Genomic DNA, 16565 nt, shown 5'->3' with positions numbered 1-16565 from the left:
GTCAGGCGGTCTTCGGGCGGGTCACGACGAGCAGCGCGCGGGCGAGCGCGAGGCGGGGGACGTCGCGCTCGTCGCCGGCGGTCCCGCCGAGGACGGCGCTCTGCTCGGCGTCGACCTGGACGGCGCACAGCATCCGGACGGCCGCGCGGGGGTCGAGCACGAGCTCGCGTCCGGCGCTGTCGATCGCGCGCTGCACGATCGGCACGAGCGACGCCTCGAAGCGGTCCTCGTAGGCGAGGTAGTCGGCGGCGACGGCGGGGTCGCGCATCGCGAGCAGCAGGAACTCGCTGGAGACGAGCGTCCACGTCCGGTTGTCGAACGGGCCGACGAGGAACTCCAGGATGAGGTCGCCGATGACGTTCTCGTCGAGGTCGCCCGTGAGGTCGACGGTCGGCAGCAGGGCGTCGACCCGCTCGTCGAGCGCTGTGAGCCGGAGGCTGTGCTCACGCTCCATGAGCGCGAAGAACAGCTCCTCCTTGGTGGTGAAGTTCGAGTAGAACGCGCCGCGGGTGAAGCCGGCGCGCTCGCAGACCTGCTCGATGCTCGCGGCGTGGACGCCGTTCTCGGCGAAGACCTCGTAGGCCGCGTCGAGCAGGCGCTCCCGCGTGCGGCCGCGACGCGGGGTCCCGGAGGTGGCGACGACGGGTCGCTCGGGCGTGCTGGTGGCCACGGCACCTCCTTCTGGCTGGACCCTAACGAACCGCGACGGGTGGTCCTGCCGGGTCGGCGGGTGATCCGGTCGGTGATGCACCACTGTATCGGATACGCTCCTGTATCGGATACAGTGGCGTATCGCGCGACCTGACACCTCGTCACCACCACGCCGACCCAGCCGACAGGCTGCCTTCCCCGGAGGCCCTCGTGTCCTCGTACCTGTACCGGCTCGGACGGGACGTCTACCGCGCCCGCCGCCGGGTCGCCGCCCTGTGGCTCGTGATCGTCCTGCTCGCCGGAGCCGGCGCCGCCCTGTTCAACCAGGGCACCGACAACACCTTCTCGATTCCCGGGACCGAGGCCGGCGAGGCGCTCGACCAGCTCAGCCGCACCTTCCCCCAGGTCAGCGGCACCTCCGCGCGCTACGTCGTGGTCGCCCCCGAGGGGTCGGACGTCGACGACCCCGCCGTCGCGCAGCCCGTCGGCGACGCGGTCGAGGTGCTCGGGGACGTCGACGGCGTCGCTGCGGTCGCCGACCCCTACGGGACCGACGTCACCGGCTCGGTGTCCGACGACCGCCGGGCGCTCGTGCTCGTGGTGCAGATGGACGGGTCGAGCGAGTCCGTCTCCGCGGGCACGCTGACCGCGCTCGAGGACGTCGAGACGGCACTCGCGGACGCGCTGCCCCCCGGCTCCGAGGCGGCGCTCGGCGGCGAGCTGTTCGCGGGCGGCGTGCCGCACGCGTCGCTCACCGAGGCGCTCGGCGTGATCGTCGCGCTCGTCGTGCTCGTGCTCACCTTCGGGTCGTTCCTCGCCGCCGGGATGCCGCTGCTGACCGCGCTGCTCGGCGTCGCGCTCTCGATGGCCGGCATCTACCTCGCGACGATCGTCGCGCCCATCTCCTCGACCACCCCGCTGCTCGCGCTCATGCTCGGGCTCGCCGTCGGGATCGACTACGCGCTGTTCATCATCTCGCGGCACCAGGGCCAGCTGAAGGCCGGGATGGACCCCGAGGAGTCCGCGGCGCGCGCGCTCGCGACCGCCGGGTCCGCCGTCGTGTTCGCGGGGCTGACCGTGATGATCGCGCTCGTCGGGCTCGCGGTCGCGCGCATCCCGTTCCTCACGACCATGGGCGTCGCCGCGGCGTGCGCGGTCGGCGTCGCGGTCGTCATCGCACTGACCCTGACGCCCGCGCTGCTCGGTTTCGCGGGGGAGCGGCTGCGGCCGGGACACCGGGCCGAGCGCCGCGCCGCCGGGCGTGCGGAGCGGGCGGAGCAGCGCGACCGGCGGGCGGCAGGCAGTGGACCCGCGGCAGCCGACGACGCGGCCGGGGCCCACGCGTCCGCCCTCGTCGGGGCCGGGGCTCACGCGTCCGCCCCGGGCGCGGCCGGCGTTCACGCGTCCGACCCCGTCGCCGCGCCCGTGGCCGAGAACCGCTTCTTCGCCGGCTGGGTGCGCGCCGTGACGCGCCTCCCGGCCCTCACCGTCGTGCTCGTCGTGCTCGGGCTCGGCGCGCTCGCAGTGCCCGCGCTCGACCTGCGCCTCGCGCTGCCCGACGCCGGGTCGGAGCCCGAGGGCACCCCGGCGCGCGAGACGTACGACCTGCTGACCGAGCACTTCGGGCCCGGGCACAACGGCCCGCTCATCGTCACCGGCACCATCGTCGGGTCGACCGACCCGCTCGGGCTCATGGCGGACCTCAAGGCCGAGCTCGAGGGGATGGACGGCGTCGCCGCGGTCCCGCTCGCGACGCCCAACCAGAACGCCGACACCGGCATCATCCAGGTCATCCCCGAGGGCGGCCCGGACTCCGACGAGACCAAGGCGCTCGTGCAGGAGATCCGCGACGCGCACGACGACCTCCAGGAGCGCTACGGCGTCGACCTCGCCGTCACCGGTGTCACCGCGGTCGGGATCGACATCTCCGCGCGGCTCGGTGCGGCGCTCGTGCCGTTCGGGCTCCTCGTGGTCGGGCTCTCGTTCGTGCTGCTCACGATGGTGTTCCGGTCGCTGTGGGTGCCGCTCAAGGCGACCCTCGGGTACCTGCTCTCGGTCGGGGCGTCGTTCGGTGTCGTCGCGCTCGTGTTCGAGCACGGCGTCGGGGCGGACCTGCTGGGCGTCGGCCGGCTCGGGCCCGTCATCAGCTTCATGCCGATCGTGCTCATGGGCGTGCTGTTCGGGCTCGCCATGGACTACGAGGTGTTCCTCGTCTCCCGGATGCGCGAGGACTACGTGCACGGGGGTGACGCGCGCGCGGCGGTGCGGTCCGGGTTCGTCGCCTCCGCCGTGGTCGTCACCGCCGCCGCGGTCATCATGTTCTCGGTCTTCGCGGCGTTCGTGCCCGAGGGTGACGTCAACATCAAGCCCATCGCGCTCGGCCTCGCGGTCGGGGTGCTCGTCGACGCGTTCGTCGTGCGCATGACGCTCGTGCCCGCCGTCCTGCACCTGCTCGGCGACCGCGCCTGGCACATGCCGCACTGGCTCGACCGCCTGCTGCCGTCGTTCGACGTCGAGGGCGAGGGGCTGACGCGGGAGATCGCGCTCGCGGACTGGCCCGAGCCCGGCGCGACCGACGCCGTCGCCGCGCACGGCCTGCGCCTCGACGCCCCCGACGGCACGCCGATCTACGCCGGCGTCGACCTGCGCGTCCCGCAGGACGGGCTGCTCGTGGTGCACGGACCGCACCGCAGCGGCCGCACCGCGCTGCTGCTGACGCTCGCCGGCCGCGCGCACGCCGACGCCGGCGTCCTCAAGGTCGACGGGCTCGTCGCACCCGAGCGCGCCGCGACGATCCGCGGCCGCGTCGCCGTCGCGTCGCTCGCCCGGGCCACCGACCCCGTCGGCGAGCTGCGTGAGGCGTTCGCGTCGCGTGCGGTCGTCGTGGTGGTCGACGACCTCGACGCCGTCGGTGACCCCGTGCTGCGCCGCGAGGTGCGCGCGTGCGTCGAGGAGGCGCTGCGCCGCGCACGGGTCGACGGCCGCCGCCTCACCCTCGTCGTCAGCTGCCTCGACCCCGCCGACCTCGACGGTCTGCTCCCCGAGACGCCGGGCGGCCTCGTCGCCGTGCGCGTCGCCGCCGCTCCCGACCTCGTGAAGGTGCGTTGATCCGCATGGCACTCACTTCTCCCACGCTGCTGCGCCCCGAGCGTGCCCGGACGCCGGGCCGCGCGACCTGGGTCTCGGTGCTCGGGCTCGTCCTCGTGCCGCTCGTCGTCGGCGGCCTGCTCACCTGGGCGCTGTGGAAGCCCACCGAGCGGCTCGACCGCATGCAGGCCGCGATCGTCAACCTGGACCAGGCCGTCGAGGTCGACGGGCAGACCGTCCCGCTCGGGCGCCAGCTCGCGTCGGCGCTCGTGACCGCCGACGGCGCGTCCGGCGAGGACGACACCGCGGACGGCGAGGTCGCCGCCGACGGGAACGCGGCGGGCGACGCGGCGGCGTCCGGCGACGGGACCGACGCGACGGGCGTCGCGAACGTCTCCGGGTCCGACTCGTCGGGCAACTTCACGTGGGTCCTGACCGACGCCGACGACGCCGAGGAGGGCCTCGCCGACGGCACCTACGCCACCGTCGTGACGATCCCGGAGGACTTCTCCGCCGCCGCCACGTCGTTCGGCGGCGCGCCCGGCGAGGCCGTGCAGGCGCGCATCGACATCGCGACGAGCGAGCGCTCGCGGCTCGTCGACGCAGCCGTCGCGCAGGCCGTCACCACCACGGCCGTCGGGCTGCTCAACGGCCAGCTCACGACGACGTACCTCGACAACGTGCTCGTCGGCTTCACGACGCTGCACGACTCGCTCGGGGAGGCCGCGTCCGGCGCCGACCAGCTCGCGTCCGGTGCCGGGCAGCTCGGCACGGGCGCGACGCAGGTCGCCGACGGCACGACCGCGCTCGCCGACGGCGTCGGGGCGCTCGGGGCGGGTGCGGACCGGCTCGCGGGCGGGATCGGGACGCTCGGCACCGGCGCAGGTCAGCTCGCCGGGGGAGTCGGGCAGCTCGCCACGGGGGCCGGGGACCTGTCCAGCGGGCTGTCGCGGCTCGCGCAGGAGACCCGGGCGTCGGCGCAGGCCGCGGCTGCGTCGGCACCGCAGGTCGCGCAGCTCACGGCGGGGGCCGACGCGCTGGCGGCCGGGATCGGTGGGCCGGGTGGGCTCGCCGAAGGGGTCTCGGGGCTCAGTGCCGGGACCACCGCGCTCCGCGGCGGTGCGACGACGCTCTTCACGAACCTGCGCGACCTCGCCGCCGGGTGCGCGGCCGACGTGCCCGGGACGTGCGACGCACTCCTGGCCGTCACGCAGGCCGAGGTGGACGGAGCCGCCACGGGACCGTCCGGGGCCCCCACGCTGGTCTCCGGCATCGACAGCCTCGGCGTCGGTGCCGCGAGGCTCGACGCCGCCGTGTCGAGCGGCGTGAACGGCGCCCCGCCCCTCACCACCAGCACCACCCAGCTCGCCGCCGGCGTGCGGGGCCTCGCCGGCGGTGTCACCGCGTCCGCGTCGGGCCTCGGGACGCTCGCCGACTACCTCGACCAGTCCGCCCAGGGTGCGGCACAGCTCGCGTCGGGCGCCCGCACGGCCGCCGGCGGTGCCCGTGACCTCGCCGCAGGAGCCCGGACCGCGGCGGGCGGTGCGCGCGCGCTCGCCTCCGGTGCCGACGACGCGGCGTCGGGCGCCGGTGACCTCGCGTCGGGTGCCGGCCAGATCGCGTCGGGCGCGACCGAGCTCTCCTCGGGCGCAGGCGAGCTCGCGTCGGGCCTCGGGCAGGCAGGCGAGCAGGTGCCGTCGTACACCGACGAGGAGGCGTCGTCGCTCGCGGACGTCGTCGCCACGCCCGTCGCGGCCCGGTCCGACGACGGGGCGCTGTTCGGGGACACGAGCGTGCCGTGGCTCGCGGCGCTCGCGCTGTGGCTCGGGGGGCTCGCGACGTTCGTCGTGCTCGCCGCCGTGCCGCACCGCTCGCTCGGCTCGACGCGCTCGTCGGTCCGCCTCGCGCTCGGCGCGTTCGCCCCGGGCGCGCTCGTCGGCGCCGTCCAGGGCCTCGCCGTCGGCGGCATCATGGCGTTCGCGCTCGACCTCTCGCCGAGCGGCTGGGCGACCTTCTTCGCGGTCGCGGTGCTCGCGGGCGTCGCGTTCGCCGCGGTCAACCAGGGCCTCGTCGCGGTGCTCGGCGGGGTCGGGCGGTTCGTCGCCGTCGTGATCGCGGTCGTCGGGCTCGCGGGCGCGGTCGTCTCGACGGTCCCGCCGCTCGTCGAGCACCTGTTCACCGCGCTGCCGCTCTCCGCGGCGCTCGGTGGGCTGCAGGGCGTGGTGACGGGTCAGGGCGGCGCGGGCGGCGCGATCGCGGCGCTGCTCGTGTGGACGCTCGTCGGGCTCGGGGCGTCGACCGCCGCGGTCGCGCGGCGGCGGGTGGTCCCGGCCGGCCAGCTCGCGCGGTGGGTGCAGGCGGCGTGACGTGCCGCGGTGCCGTGCCGCCCGCCCGCGGACGTCGAGGTCGACGGTGCAGGCCGCAGCGCCACCTGGCAGCGGCTCGCTCGCACCTGACGAGCCCGGAGGCGCCCGGGCGACGAGCGCCGACCTGCGCCGCGACCCCGGCGGACGAGACGGCGACCGGGCCCGGCGACCGTCCCGCGTAACCTGTCGACCGACAGGAACGGGCGAGCCGAGGAGTAGGCGTGGACAGCGCGCTGGAACCGATCTACGCGCAGGTGCTGCGCCGCAACCCCGGGGAGGCCGAGTTCCACCAGGCCGTCCGCGAGGTCTTCGACACCCTCGGACCCGTGGTCCGCGCGCACCCGCAGTACGCCGAAGGGGCCGTGCTCGAGCGGCTCTGCGAGCCCGAGCGGCAGATCATCTTCCGGGTGCCGTGGGTCGACGACGCCGGGCGGGTGCAGATCAACCGCGGGTTCCGCGTCGAGTACTCCTCGGCGCTCGGGCCGTACAAGGGCGGGCTGCGGTTCCACCCGTCGGTGTACCTCGGGATCGTCAAGTTCCTCGGCTTCGAGCAGATCTTCAAGAACGCCCTCAGCGGCATGCCGATCGGCGGCGGCAAGGGTGGCGCCGACTTCGACCCCCGCGGGCGCTCCGACGGCGAGGTCATGCGGTTCTGCCAGTCGTTCATGACGGAGCTGTACCGCCACATCGGCGAGCACACCGACGTGCCCGCGGGCGACATCGGCGTCGGCGCCCGTGAGATCGGCTACCTCTTCGGCCAGTACAAGAGGATCACCAACCGCTACGAGTCGGGCGTGCTCACCGGCAAGGGCCTCACGTGGGGCGGCTCGCTCGTGCGCACCGAGGCCACCGGGTACGGGACGGTGCTGTTCGCCGAGCAGATGCTCGCGACCCGTGGTGCCGCCCTCGACGGGCTGCGGGTGTCGGTGTCCGGCGCGGGCAACGTCGCGACCTACGCGATCCAGAAGGCGCAAGCGCTCGGCGCACGCGTCGTGACGTTCTCCGACTCCTCGGGCTACGTCGTCGACGAGGCCGGCGTCGACCTGGACCTGCTCCGCGAGGTCAAGGAGGTCGAGCGGGGTCGCGCCGCGGACTACGTGGCCCGCCGCCCGGGGGCGCGGCTCGTCGAGGGCGGCAGCGTCTGGGACGTCCCGGTCGACGTCGCGCTGCCGTGCGCGACGCAGAACGAGCTCACCGCCGACGACGCGCGCACCCTGCTGACCCACGGGGTCCGGGCCGTCGCCGAGGGGGCCAACATGCCGACGACGCCCGACGCGGTGCAGCTCCTGCAGGACGCGGGCGTGCTGTTCGGCCCCGGAAAGGCCGCCAACGCGGGCGGGGTCGCGACGTCGGCCCTCGAGATGCAGCAGAACGCGTCGCGCGACTCGTGGACGTTCCCGCACACCGAGGAGCGCCTCGCCGAGATCATGGTCGGCATCCACGACCGCTGCGCGCAGACCGCCGAGGAGTTCGGGGCGCCCGGGAACTACGTGCTGGGCGCCAACATCGCCGGGTTCCGCCGGGTCGCCGACGCGATGCTGGCGCTCGGGGTGATCTGACCCCGCACGCGTCGCGGGCGGCTGCGGCGACCCGTGGACGCGTCGACCGTGCACGTCGGCCGGTGGGCTGCCGCCCGGCCCGACCCGTCGGTATGGTCGAGGGGTCAGGTGATCGTGGTCGCGTCATTGGGGGGCGATCGTGCGGACCAACCGGCGCACGGGTGCGTCCGGTGGCTGAGGTCGGGCGCCCGTCCACGACGGAGGACCTGCTCGGCTTCTGCATCGCTGCCGCGGACACGCCGATCACCATCGCGGACGCCCTCGGGGCGGACCACCCGCTCGTCTACGTCAACCGTGCGTTCGAGGTCATGACCGGCTACGCGACGCAGGACGTCCTCGGGCGCAACGCCCGGTTCCTGCAGGGCCCCGCGACCGACCGCGCCGCGGTGCACGCGATGGGCGCGGGCCTGCGTTCCGGGCGGTTCACGCGCGTGCGGCTGCTCAACTACCGCGCGGACGGGACGTCGTTCTGGAACGACGTCCACATCTCCGTCGCCCGCGACGGCACCGGCACGGTCACGCACTTCCTGGGCGTCCAGCACGACGTGACCCCCGAGGTCGAGGCGCAGACCCGTGCCGTCCGGGCGATGACGCGCGACCCCCTGACCGGCCTGCTCAACCGGGCGGCGTTCGACGACGCGCTGCGCCGGGTGCTCGAGCGCGCGGCGGTGACCGGCACGCGGGCGGCGGTGCTGTTCCTCGACATCGACGCGTTCAAGGGTGTCAACGACCTGCACGGTCACCTCGTCGGTGACGCGTACCTCACGCACGCCGCCCGCTGCCTGCAGTCCCGGCTGCGGGAGGAGGACGTCGTCGGGCGACTCGGGGGCGACGAGTTCGTCGCCGTCCTCGCGGGCGTGCCGGGCGACCCGGTCCACGCCGTCGACCGGGTCGTCGCCGACCTCGACGCGGTGCTGCGCGAGCCGTTCACCGTCGACGACGCCGTGCACCGGATGACGGTGAGCATCGGTGCGGCGGTCTTCCCCCGCGACGGGTCGACCGCGCGCGACCTCGTCCGGCACGCCGACGCGGCGATGTACCGGCGCAAGCGGGAGCGGGCCGTGGGGCGCACGTGAGGGCTGCTCACGGCCCCGCGTGCCCGGGCACAGATCGTGGCGGTGTGGTGTTGTGCAGGTCGACGGGTGAACCCCGCGACGACGAGGAGGGCGCATGACGAGCACGCCGACCGACGGCACGAGCCGCTACGAGGTCAGCAGGAGCGACGACGAGTGGCAGCTGCTGCTCCAGCCGCAGGAGTTCGCGGTGCTGCGCCGCGCCGGGACCGAGCGCCCCTGGACGGGTGAGCTGCTCGACGAGAAGCGCGAGGGCGTCTACCGCTGCCGGGGCTGCGGCCAGGAGCTGTTCCGCTCCGACACCAAGTTCGACTCGCACTGCGGGTGGCCGAGCTTCTTCTCGCCGCTCGCGGGCGACAAGGTCGAGCTGATCACCGACCGCACGCTCGGGATGGTGCGCACCGAGGTCCGCTGCTCCCGGTGCGGCTCGCACCTGGGGCACGTGTTCGACGACGCGCCGCAGACCCCGACGGGCGACCGGTTCTGCATGAACTCGGTCAGCCTGACGTTCGAGCCGGCGGCCCCGGAGGCTCAGGCCTGACGACCGCCGACGACGGCTCCCCGCACCGCGCGGGGGGGCGTCGTCGCGTCCCGGTGCGCGCCGGTCCGCTACCCGCGCGGTGCCGGTCGGCCGGCGGCGGCGCCCGCGTCGTCCGCGCCCGCCCGCCCGTCCGCCGCCACCGGGAGCGGCTCGCCCGCGGGACCGTCGTGCGACGGGTCGTCGACGAGCGCGCCGCCGAGCGCCTCGGCGTGCCACTCGTCGAGCCGCCACCGCCCCGGCGCCCCGGAGAGCAGGACGGCGCCCGTGTTCGAGAGCGGGTGCTCGGCCGCGAGCCCGACCGTGACGTCCTCGCACCGGGCCCCGGCCCACGCGCGGATCATGGCGCCGTGGCTCACGAGGACGGCGACGCCGGACGCGGCCGCGGCCTCCTCGACGACACGGTCGAACCGGCTCAGCGTCGCCGCCCCGGACTCCCCGCCGGGCAGCCGGGGGGTCAGGTCCCCGGCGGCCCACCGCAGGATCGTGTCGACGTAGAGCCGGATGGACGGCAGGTCGTCCGCCATCTCGAGCGACCCCGCGGAGATCTCACGCAGCCCCGGGCGGACGTGCGCGTCGAGCCCGAGCGCCTGGGCGAGCGGCGCCGCGGTCTGCTGGGTCCGCACGAGGTCCGAGACGTAGACCGCGTCGATCCCGGCGCCCGCGAGCGCCGCGGGCAGCGCCCGGGCCTGGCGCCGGCCGAGCGGGGTGAGGTCCGCGCCGGGCACCGCGGTGTCGAGCTTGCGGCCGACGTTCGAGGACGTCTGGCCGTGTCGGACGAGGAGGAGGCGCATGCCCCCATCTTCCCCGTGACCGGCGCGCCGCTCGCCCGGGACCGGCGCGCGCCCGGGTGGCGACGGTCGCGACACGTCCTCCCGGGGGACGACACGCCGTCCGCGCGCGCGAGGGGGCGTCACGCGTTCGGGGAGCGGGTTCAGAGAGGGCCCGCGGATGCCGATAATGGTTCACGTGGACGAGGCCCTGATCGTGCGACGGTGGCGCCGGTACGGCGCCGACCGCCTGTACGTCACGGGCGAGTCCGGGGCGAGGCTCGGCTGCGTCGACCTGCAGTCGGGCGAGGTCATCGTCGACCTGCCCGCGGCGGAGGCCGGTGTGCGCCGCGCGGCGCAGGCGTACCTGCGGGCGGACGTCACCGAGCTCGTGCTGCCGCTCACGCTCGAGAAGCGGCTCGGCACGCTGGACGCGCTCGACGGCCCCCCGGCCGACGAGTCCGGCAGCGCGGCGGAGAACGCGCGGCGCGAGCGTGGCGGGTCGGTCCGCACGCGCCTCGACCGGCTCACGCAGGAGGGCTGGCAGGTCGTGCACGGCGTGCCGCTGGGACGGCAGGGCACGGTCGTGGACCACCTGCTGCTCGGGCCGGGTGGCATCTTCACGGTGACCGAGCGCGCGCACCCCGGTGGGCGCGTGCGCGTCGAGGGCCGCTCGATCGAGCTCGACGGGCGCCCGGTGCCGTACCTGCGCGACGCCCGGCTCGAGGCCGCGCGGGTCCAGGCGCTGCTGCGCTCCGCGGTCGGGTCGCAGCTGCGCGTCCGGGGGGTCCTCGTGCTGCAGGGCCTCCTCGACCTGCGCCCGGACGAGACGCCCGACGAGCCGCTCGTGGTCGCCCGGCACGACGTGCCCGGCGTCTTCCGCGGCCTGCCCGAGCGCCTCGTGGCGCCCCGGATCGACGCGGTCGCGGCGATCGCCCGTCAGCGCACCACCTGGCAGCGCTGACCCACCGTCCCCGGACGCCGCCGCGCCGCGTTCGGTCGCAGGCACGCCGCCTCGCGTCCGCTCGCGCGCACGCCGCCCCCGCCCGATCGTGGACACGCGCACCCCGTCCGCTCGCACGCACGCCGCACCGCGTCGGGTCGTGCGCACGCCGCACCGCGTCGGGCCGTGCGCACGCCGCACCGCGTCGGGTCGTGCGCGGGGGCGGGCGCGCGCCTCAGTCCGTGCGGCGGCGGGCCGCGGTCTCCAGGTCGGCGTTGAGCCGTGCGAGCTGGTCGGCGAGGTGGCCGATCTCGTCGTCCGTCCACGCACCCAGGGCGGCCCCGAGGAACTGCCGCCGCGCGACCGTGGCGCCCTCGACGCGGCGCAGCCCCTCGGGCGTGAGCCGGATGAGCTGGCCGCGCGAGTCCTCGGGGTCGGGACGCCGCTCCACGAGCGCAAGCTCCTCGAGCCGGGCGAGCTGCCGCGACATCGTGCCCTTGCCCACGCCGATGTGCGCGGCGATCTCGCGGGCCCGAACGTCGGGGTTCTGGGCGATGTGCGCGAGCAGCGGGTACGCGGCGGGCTCCAGGTCGGGGTGGACCCGCGCCGCCATGCGCGTCGAGCTCGCGCGGGCACGCCGCAGCAGGAGGCCGAGCTCGTGCTCGACGTGCTGCAGCGCGTCGCCGCTGGTCCCGCCGGGGGTCGGTGCCGAGGTGCTCACGGGACCATCCTGACGGACGCCGCAGCGCCCGGCGCGGCCCGTCCGCCCGGGCGACGGCGAGGGCCGGCCGCGGGCACCTGCCCACGACCGGCCCTGGGAGACGTCACGCGCCCGAGCGCACCGTCTCGCGGGCGTCGCCCGCGTCCGAGGCGTCGGCCGCACGGTCCGCGTCAGCCGCACGGTCCGCGTCGTGCGCACCACGTGCGCCGTCCGCCGCGACCGTGCCGGGCGCGTCCGCCGTGGTCCGTGCCGCGAGGTCCTGCCCGGGCTCGGTCGACGCCGTGCCCGCGGCGTCCTCGGCGCCGGCCTGCTGCGCGGCGAGCTGCTCGAGGCCCGACCGCCGGCCCAGCGGCACCTCCTGGAGCAGGAGCACCGCGACGAGCGCGACGACGGCGAGCGGCACGCAGTACAGGAACAGGTCCGCGACGGAGTCGCCGTAGGACGACTCGACGACGGTGCGGACCGGCCCGGGCAGGGTGCCGACGTCGGGCACCGCGCTCGTGCCGCCCGCGAGCGCGCTCGTGTCGATGCCGAGGGCCGCGAGCCCGTCCGAGATGCGGGTCGTGACGTGGTTCGCGAGCACCGCGCCGAGCGCCGAGACACCGACCGTGCCGCCGAGCGTGCGGAAGAACGCGACGGTGGACGTGCCCGAGCCGACCTCGCGGACGTCGAGCGTGTTCTGCGCGGCGAGCACGAGGTTCTGCATGAGCAGGCCGACCCCCGCGCCGAGCAGGAACATCCAGGCGCTCACGGCGACGAAGCTCGTGTCGTAGTGGATGGTCCCCATGAGGGCCAGTCCCGCGCCGAGCACGACGGCACCGACGGTCATGATCGTCTTGTAGCGGCCCGTGCGGGTCACGAGGCGCCCGCCGACGGTCGAGGTGACGAGCTGCCCGACGATCATCGGGATGGTGAGCAGGCCCGACTCGGTGGGCGTGCGGCCGCGGGCGACCTGCATGTACTGGCTGAGGAACACGGAGGTGCCGAACAGCGCGACGCCGACGGCGACGCTCGCGATCACGGCGAGGACGAGCGTGCGGTTGCGGAACAGGTGCAGCGGGATGATCGGCTCCGCGGCGCGCTGCTCGACGAGGACGGCGCCGACGAGCGCGACGACCGAGCCGCCGACCATCGCGGCGGTCTGCCAGGACAGCCAGTCGAAGTTCTGCCCGGCGAAGGTGACCCACAGGAGCAGCCCGGCGATGCCGGCGGAGATGAGCGCGGCACCCGCGTAGTCGATGGTCACGACGCGTCGCGGTCGCCGGGGCAGGTGCAGCGTGCGCTGGAGCACGACGATCGCGGCCACGGCGAACGGGAGCCCGACGAAGAAGTTCCAGCGCCAGCCGACCGAGTCGGTCAGCGCGCCACCGAGGAGCGGGCCACCGATCATCGCGACGCCCATGACACCGCCCATGAGGCCCATGTACTTGCCGCGCTCGCGCGGGGACAGGATGTCGGCGATGAGGACGGTGCCGAGCGCCATGAGGCCACCGGCGCCGATGCCCTGGAGGGCGCGCATCGCGATGAGCGTCTCGACGTTCTGCGAGAGCCCGGCGAGGGCCGAGGCGACGACGGAGACCACGAGCGCGAGCTGCACGAGGAGCTTGCGGTCGACGAGGTCGGCGAGCTTGCCCCAGATGGGCGTCGAGATCGTGGTGGTCAGCAGGGTCGCGACGACGACCCAGGTGAACGACGACTGGGTGCCGGACAGGTCGCTGATGATCCGGGGGAGGGAGGACGAGACGACGCTCGTCGCGAGGATCGAGACGAACATGCCGAGGAGGATCCCGGACAGCGCCTCCAGCACCTCGCGGCGGTTCATGGGTGCGGCGGCGGGGGCGCCGGCCGGTGCGGTGGCGGTCGCGGTGCGCTGTTCGTCGGGGGCGGGGCGGGGGGTCTGCGGCGGTGTGCTCATGCGTGGATCTGCTCTCGGGTGAGGGGTGCTGTGGCGGGTTCGGTGGCGGCTGCCGGGGCGGCGGGCGGGGTGGTGCCGGGCCGGGTGGTGACGTGGTGGGCCGGGGGGAGCGACTGGATCGCGGCGGTGATCTTCTGGACCTGGTCGGCGGCTGCGGTGAGCTCGTCGGGCGTCCAGCCGGCGAAGGCCTCGCCGGCCCGCTGCTCGAGGTGGGCGCGGCTGCGGGCGGCGAGCTCGGCACCGCGCACGGTCAGGGCGACGGTGCGCACGCGCCGGTCGGCGCCGGGTCCGTCGGGCGCGGTCCGGTGGACGAGGCCCGCGTCGACGAGCGCGCTGACCTGACGGCTCACGACCGAGATGTCGACGCGCAGCCGCTCGGCGAGGTCGCCGACGGGCAGCGGGCCCAGCCGGCTGAGGAGGCGCACCAGGGTGAGCCCGGCGCGGGGGCAGTCGAGCTCGCGGGCGAGCAGGGCGCCGGTCTCGCGCTGGGCGCGGGCGAGGTCCTCGATCGCGGTCAGCAGCGTGCGGGACGAGCTCGTGGTCACGGTGACGGCCTCCTTAGTTGCCGGAAGCAACTTTAACACGAAGGTTGTCTCTGGCAACGATCTGCGGGCGTGCGCTCGCTCACACGGGCCGCGGAGGCAAGCGGTTCGACGACGAACCAGGTCGCGCGCGGTTTCGCCACCTGCGCACGGACCTCTCGCCAGGCCACTCGAAAGTTGCGATCTTGTTTCGCCTGGTCAGGATGTGAACGTCCACATCCGTCTGGGTGAACGAGCGAGCGCGGCGCCGCGTGGCCGGGTGATGTGACGCCGGTCTTGACCCATCTTCACCCGTCACCTAGGGTCCACATATCGACACCGATGTCGATAGTTTCGGAACACCGGACAGCGCTGTCCGGTGGGAAGGGGGCCGTGCGTGACCGTCCACGACCCTGTCGTCACCGGCTCCGCAGGAGGCTCCGCGGGCCCGCTCACCGGCACCGGCAGCACCGGCTCGGCGGCCGCCCTCGCGACCGTCACCGCCCCGCCGGTGACCCGCGGGACCCGGCCCGCCCGGCGCGGCTGGCGCCGAGCGGTGCGTCGTGACTGGCAGCTGTACTCGCTCGTCGTGCTCCCGCTGCTGTTCTTCCTCGTGTTCCGGTACGTGCCGATGCTCGGCAACGTCATCGCGTTCCGGCGGTTCCGTCCCGGCGGCAGCATCTTCGGCGACGAGTGGGTCGGGCTGCGCTACGTCGAGCTCTTCATCAACGACCCCACGTTCTGGAAGGTCTTCCAGAACACCCTGGTCCTCGGCGCACTCAGCCTCGCGATCGCGTTCCCGCTCCCCATCGTGCTCGCGCTCCTGCTCAACGAGCTGCGGTCCCCGCGGTTCAAGCGGCTCGTGCAGACCGTCTCCTACCTCCCGCACTTCATGTCGGTCGTCATCGTCGTCGGCATGGTGTTCCAGCTCCTCTCGCTGCGCGGCACCGTCAACCAGCTCATCGGCCTCGTCGGCGGCTCGCCCGTCAACTTCGTGCAGGAGGCCGAGTGGTTCCGGGCCGTGTACATCGGCTCCGAGGTGTGGCAGACCGTCGGCTGGGGCACGATCCTCTACCTCGCCGCGCTCACGACCGTCGACCAGAACCTCTACGAGGCCGCGCGCATCGACGGCGCCAACCGCTGGAAGCAGACGTGGCACGTCACGCTCCCCGGCATCCGCCCGACGATGGTCACGCTGCTCATCCTCAACATCGGCACGTTCATGGCGGTCGGCTTCGAGAAGATCCTGCTGCTCTACAACCCCCTCGTGTACTCGACGGCCGACGTCATCTCGACGTACCTGTTCCGCGTCGGCATCTCGTCGAGCAACTTCAGCTACGCGACCGCGATCGGCCTGTTCGAGTCGCTCATCGGGCTCACGCTCATCCTGTCCGCCAACGCGATCTCACGCCGCACCGTGGGGACGAGCCTGTGGTGACCACCGACCCGGCCGCCCTCGACCGGCGCCTGCGGGCCGCCCCGCACCCGACCGGCCTGAAGGACAGCCGCTCCTACCGTGCGTTCCGGGCCGCCAACGCGACGCTGCTCGTGCTCGTGATGGTCGTGATGCTCTACCCGTTCGTGAACATCGTCGCGCAGTCGTTCAGCGGCGAGGCGTACATCAACGCGGGCCAGGTCAACGTCGTCCCGCGCGGGTTCAACCTCGACACCTACCAGCTCGTGATGTCCGACCGGATGTTCTGGGTCAACTACCGGAACACCGTGGTCTACACCGTCGTCGCGACCGCGATCTCGATCGTGCTGACCACGACGTTCGCGTACGCGATCTCCAAGCGCGCGCTGCGCGGGCGGAACGTCTTCATCGCCGTCGCCGTGTTCACGATGTTCTTCAACGGCGGGCTGATCCCGAACTACGTGCTCGTCAACGCGCTCGGCTTCACGAACACCCTCTGGGCGATCGTCGTCCCGAACGCCATCAGCGTGTTCAACCTGCTCGTCATGAAGTCGTTCTTCGAGAACCTCCCGACGGAGCTCGAGGAGGCCGCCGCGATCGACGGGCTCAGCACCTACGGGACGCTCCTGCGCATCGTGCTCCCGCTGAGCAAGGCGGTCATCGCGACGATGGTGCTGTTCTACGCGGTGTTCTTCTGGAACTCGTGGTTCTCCGCGTTCCTGTACCTCGACCGCGCCGAGATGTTCCCCGTGACCATGTACCTCCGGAACCTCATCGCGGGTGCGACGACCGCGACCTCCGTGGGCGGCGGCTCGTCCGAGAACGTCACGCAGATCGCCTCCAACATCCAGTCCGTGACGATGGTGCTCACCGTGCTGCCCATCGTCCTGCTCTACCCGTTCGTCCAGAAGTACTTCGTGTCGGGCGTGATGCTCGGCGCGGTCAAGCAGTGACGCGTCCCGAACCCCACCCCGCACCGGCCGACGGCGGCCGACGACGGAAGGAAC

13 protein-coding genes are annotated in these 16565 nt (G+C 74.2%); 8 read left to right on the top strand and 5 right to left on the bottom strand.

Features of this window, described 5'->3' with window-relative positions:
* Position 1: 1 nt before the first annotated feature.
* On the bottom strand, positions 2-670 hold the full coding sequence (locus ACWFNE_RS10010) for a TetR/AcrR family transcriptional regulator (protein ID WP_452122272.1): 669 nt from the start codon (positions 668-670) through the stop codon (positions 2-4).
* A gap of 191 nt (positions 671-861) precedes the next feature.
* Here ACWFNE_RS10010 and ACWFNE_RS10005 point away from each other — a divergent pair, with 191 nt between their 5' ends.
* The 5 genes from ACWFNE_RS10005 to msrB all read left to right on the top strand — a co-directional run bounded on the left by ACWFNE_RS10005 (position 862) and on the right by msrB (position 9277).
* Complete coding sequence (locus ACWFNE_RS10005; protein ID WP_452122271.1) at positions 862-3759, top strand: MMPL family transporter; 2898 nt, start codon at positions 862-864, stop codon at positions 3757-3759.
* A 5-nt stretch (positions 3760-3764) separates the two neighbouring features.
* Positions 3765-6104: a hypothetical protein gene (locus ACWFNE_RS10000; protein WP_452122270.1), complete on the top strand. Its 2340-nt coding sequence runs from the start codon at positions 3765-3767 to the stop codon at positions 6102-6104.
* A 221-nt stretch (positions 6105-6325) separates the two neighbouring features.
* Positions 6326-7663, top strand: a complete 1338-nt coding sequence (gdhA, locus tag ACWFNE_RS09995; protein ID WP_452122269.1) for an NADP-specific glutamate dehydrogenase — start codon at positions 6326-6328, stop codon at positions 7661-7663.
* 170 nt (positions 7664-7833) lie between these two features.
* On the top strand, positions 7834-8739 hold the full coding sequence (locus ACWFNE_RS09990) for a diguanylate cyclase domain-containing protein (RefSeq protein WP_452122268.1): 906 nt from the start codon (positions 7834-7836) through the stop codon (positions 8737-8739).
* A gap of 94 nt (positions 8740-8833) precedes the next feature.
* Positions 8834-9277 carry a peptide-methionine (R)-S-oxide reductase MsrB gene (msrB, locus tag ACWFNE_RS09985; protein ID WP_452122267.1) on the top strand — a complete coding sequence of 148 codons (444 nt, stop codon included), beginning with the start codon at positions 8834-8836 and terminating at the stop codon, positions 9275-9277.
* A gap of 68 nt (positions 9278-9345) precedes the next feature.
* Here the strand turns inward: msrB and ACWFNE_RS09980 are convergent, their stop codons facing one another.
* On the bottom strand, positions 9346-10068 hold the full coding sequence (locus ACWFNE_RS09980; protein ID WP_452122266.1) for a histidine phosphatase family protein: 723 nt from the start codon (positions 10066-10068) through the stop codon (positions 9346-9348).
* 175 nt (positions 10069-10243) lie between these two features.
* Here ACWFNE_RS09980 and ACWFNE_RS09975 point away from each other — a divergent pair, with 175 nt between their 5' ends.
* Entirely contained in the window at positions 10244-11008 is a 765-nt protein-coding gene (locus ACWFNE_RS09975) for a nuclease-related domain-containing protein (protein ID WP_452122265.1), read from the top strand.
* Between the two features lie 214 nt (positions 11009-11222).
* Here ACWFNE_RS09975 and ACWFNE_RS09970 read toward each other — a convergent pair whose 3' ends face one another.
* From ACWFNE_RS09970 to ACWFNE_RS09960, 3 genes are all read right to left on the bottom strand, one after another.
* Positions 11223-11708 (bottom strand): MarR family winged helix-turn-helix transcriptional regulator, encoded by a 486-nt coding sequence (locus tag ACWFNE_RS09970; RefSeq protein WP_452122264.1) that lies wholly within the window; start codon positions 11706-11708, stop codon positions 11223-11225.
* A gap of 103 nt (positions 11709-11811) precedes the next feature.
* The gene (locus ACWFNE_RS09965; RefSeq protein WP_452122263.1) at positions 11812-13623 is read right to left on the bottom strand and encodes an MDR family MFS transporter; all 1812 of its coding nucleotides are present in this window, start codon (positions 13621-13623) and stop codon (positions 11812-11814) included.
* On the bottom strand, positions 13620-14168 hold the full coding sequence (locus tag ACWFNE_RS09960) for a MarR family winged helix-turn-helix transcriptional regulator (protein WP_452122262.1): 549 nt from the start codon (positions 14166-14168) through the stop codon (positions 13620-13622). Before ACWFNE_RS09960 ends, ACWFNE_RS09965 begins: the two co-directional genes overlap by 4 nt.
* 487 nt (positions 14169-14655) lie before the next feature.
* On the opposite strand from ACWFNE_RS09960, the gene ACWFNE_RS09955 reads away from it, so the two are divergent.
* Both ACWFNE_RS09955 and ACWFNE_RS09950 read left to right on the top strand, forming a co-directional pair.
* Positions 14656-15582, top strand: a complete 927-nt coding sequence (locus tag ACWFNE_RS09955) for an ABC transporter permease (RefSeq protein ID WP_452122377.1) — start codon at positions 14656-14658, stop codon at positions 15580-15582.
* Positions 15576-16511 carry a carbohydrate ABC transporter permease gene (locus ACWFNE_RS09950; protein ID WP_452122261.1) on the top strand — a complete coding sequence of 312 codons (936 nt, stop codon included), beginning with the start codon at positions 15576-15578 and terminating at the stop codon, positions 16509-16511. The genes ACWFNE_RS09955 and ACWFNE_RS09950 overlap by 7 nt, the downstream gene beginning before the upstream one ends.
* Positions 16512-16565 lie beyond the last annotated feature (54 nt).

The sequence above is a fragment of the Cellulomonas sp. NPDC055163 genome, from assembly GCF_053607065.1.
Note: the sequence above shows the minus strand (reverse complement) of the source record. Positions and strands in the feature narration are given on the sequence as shown.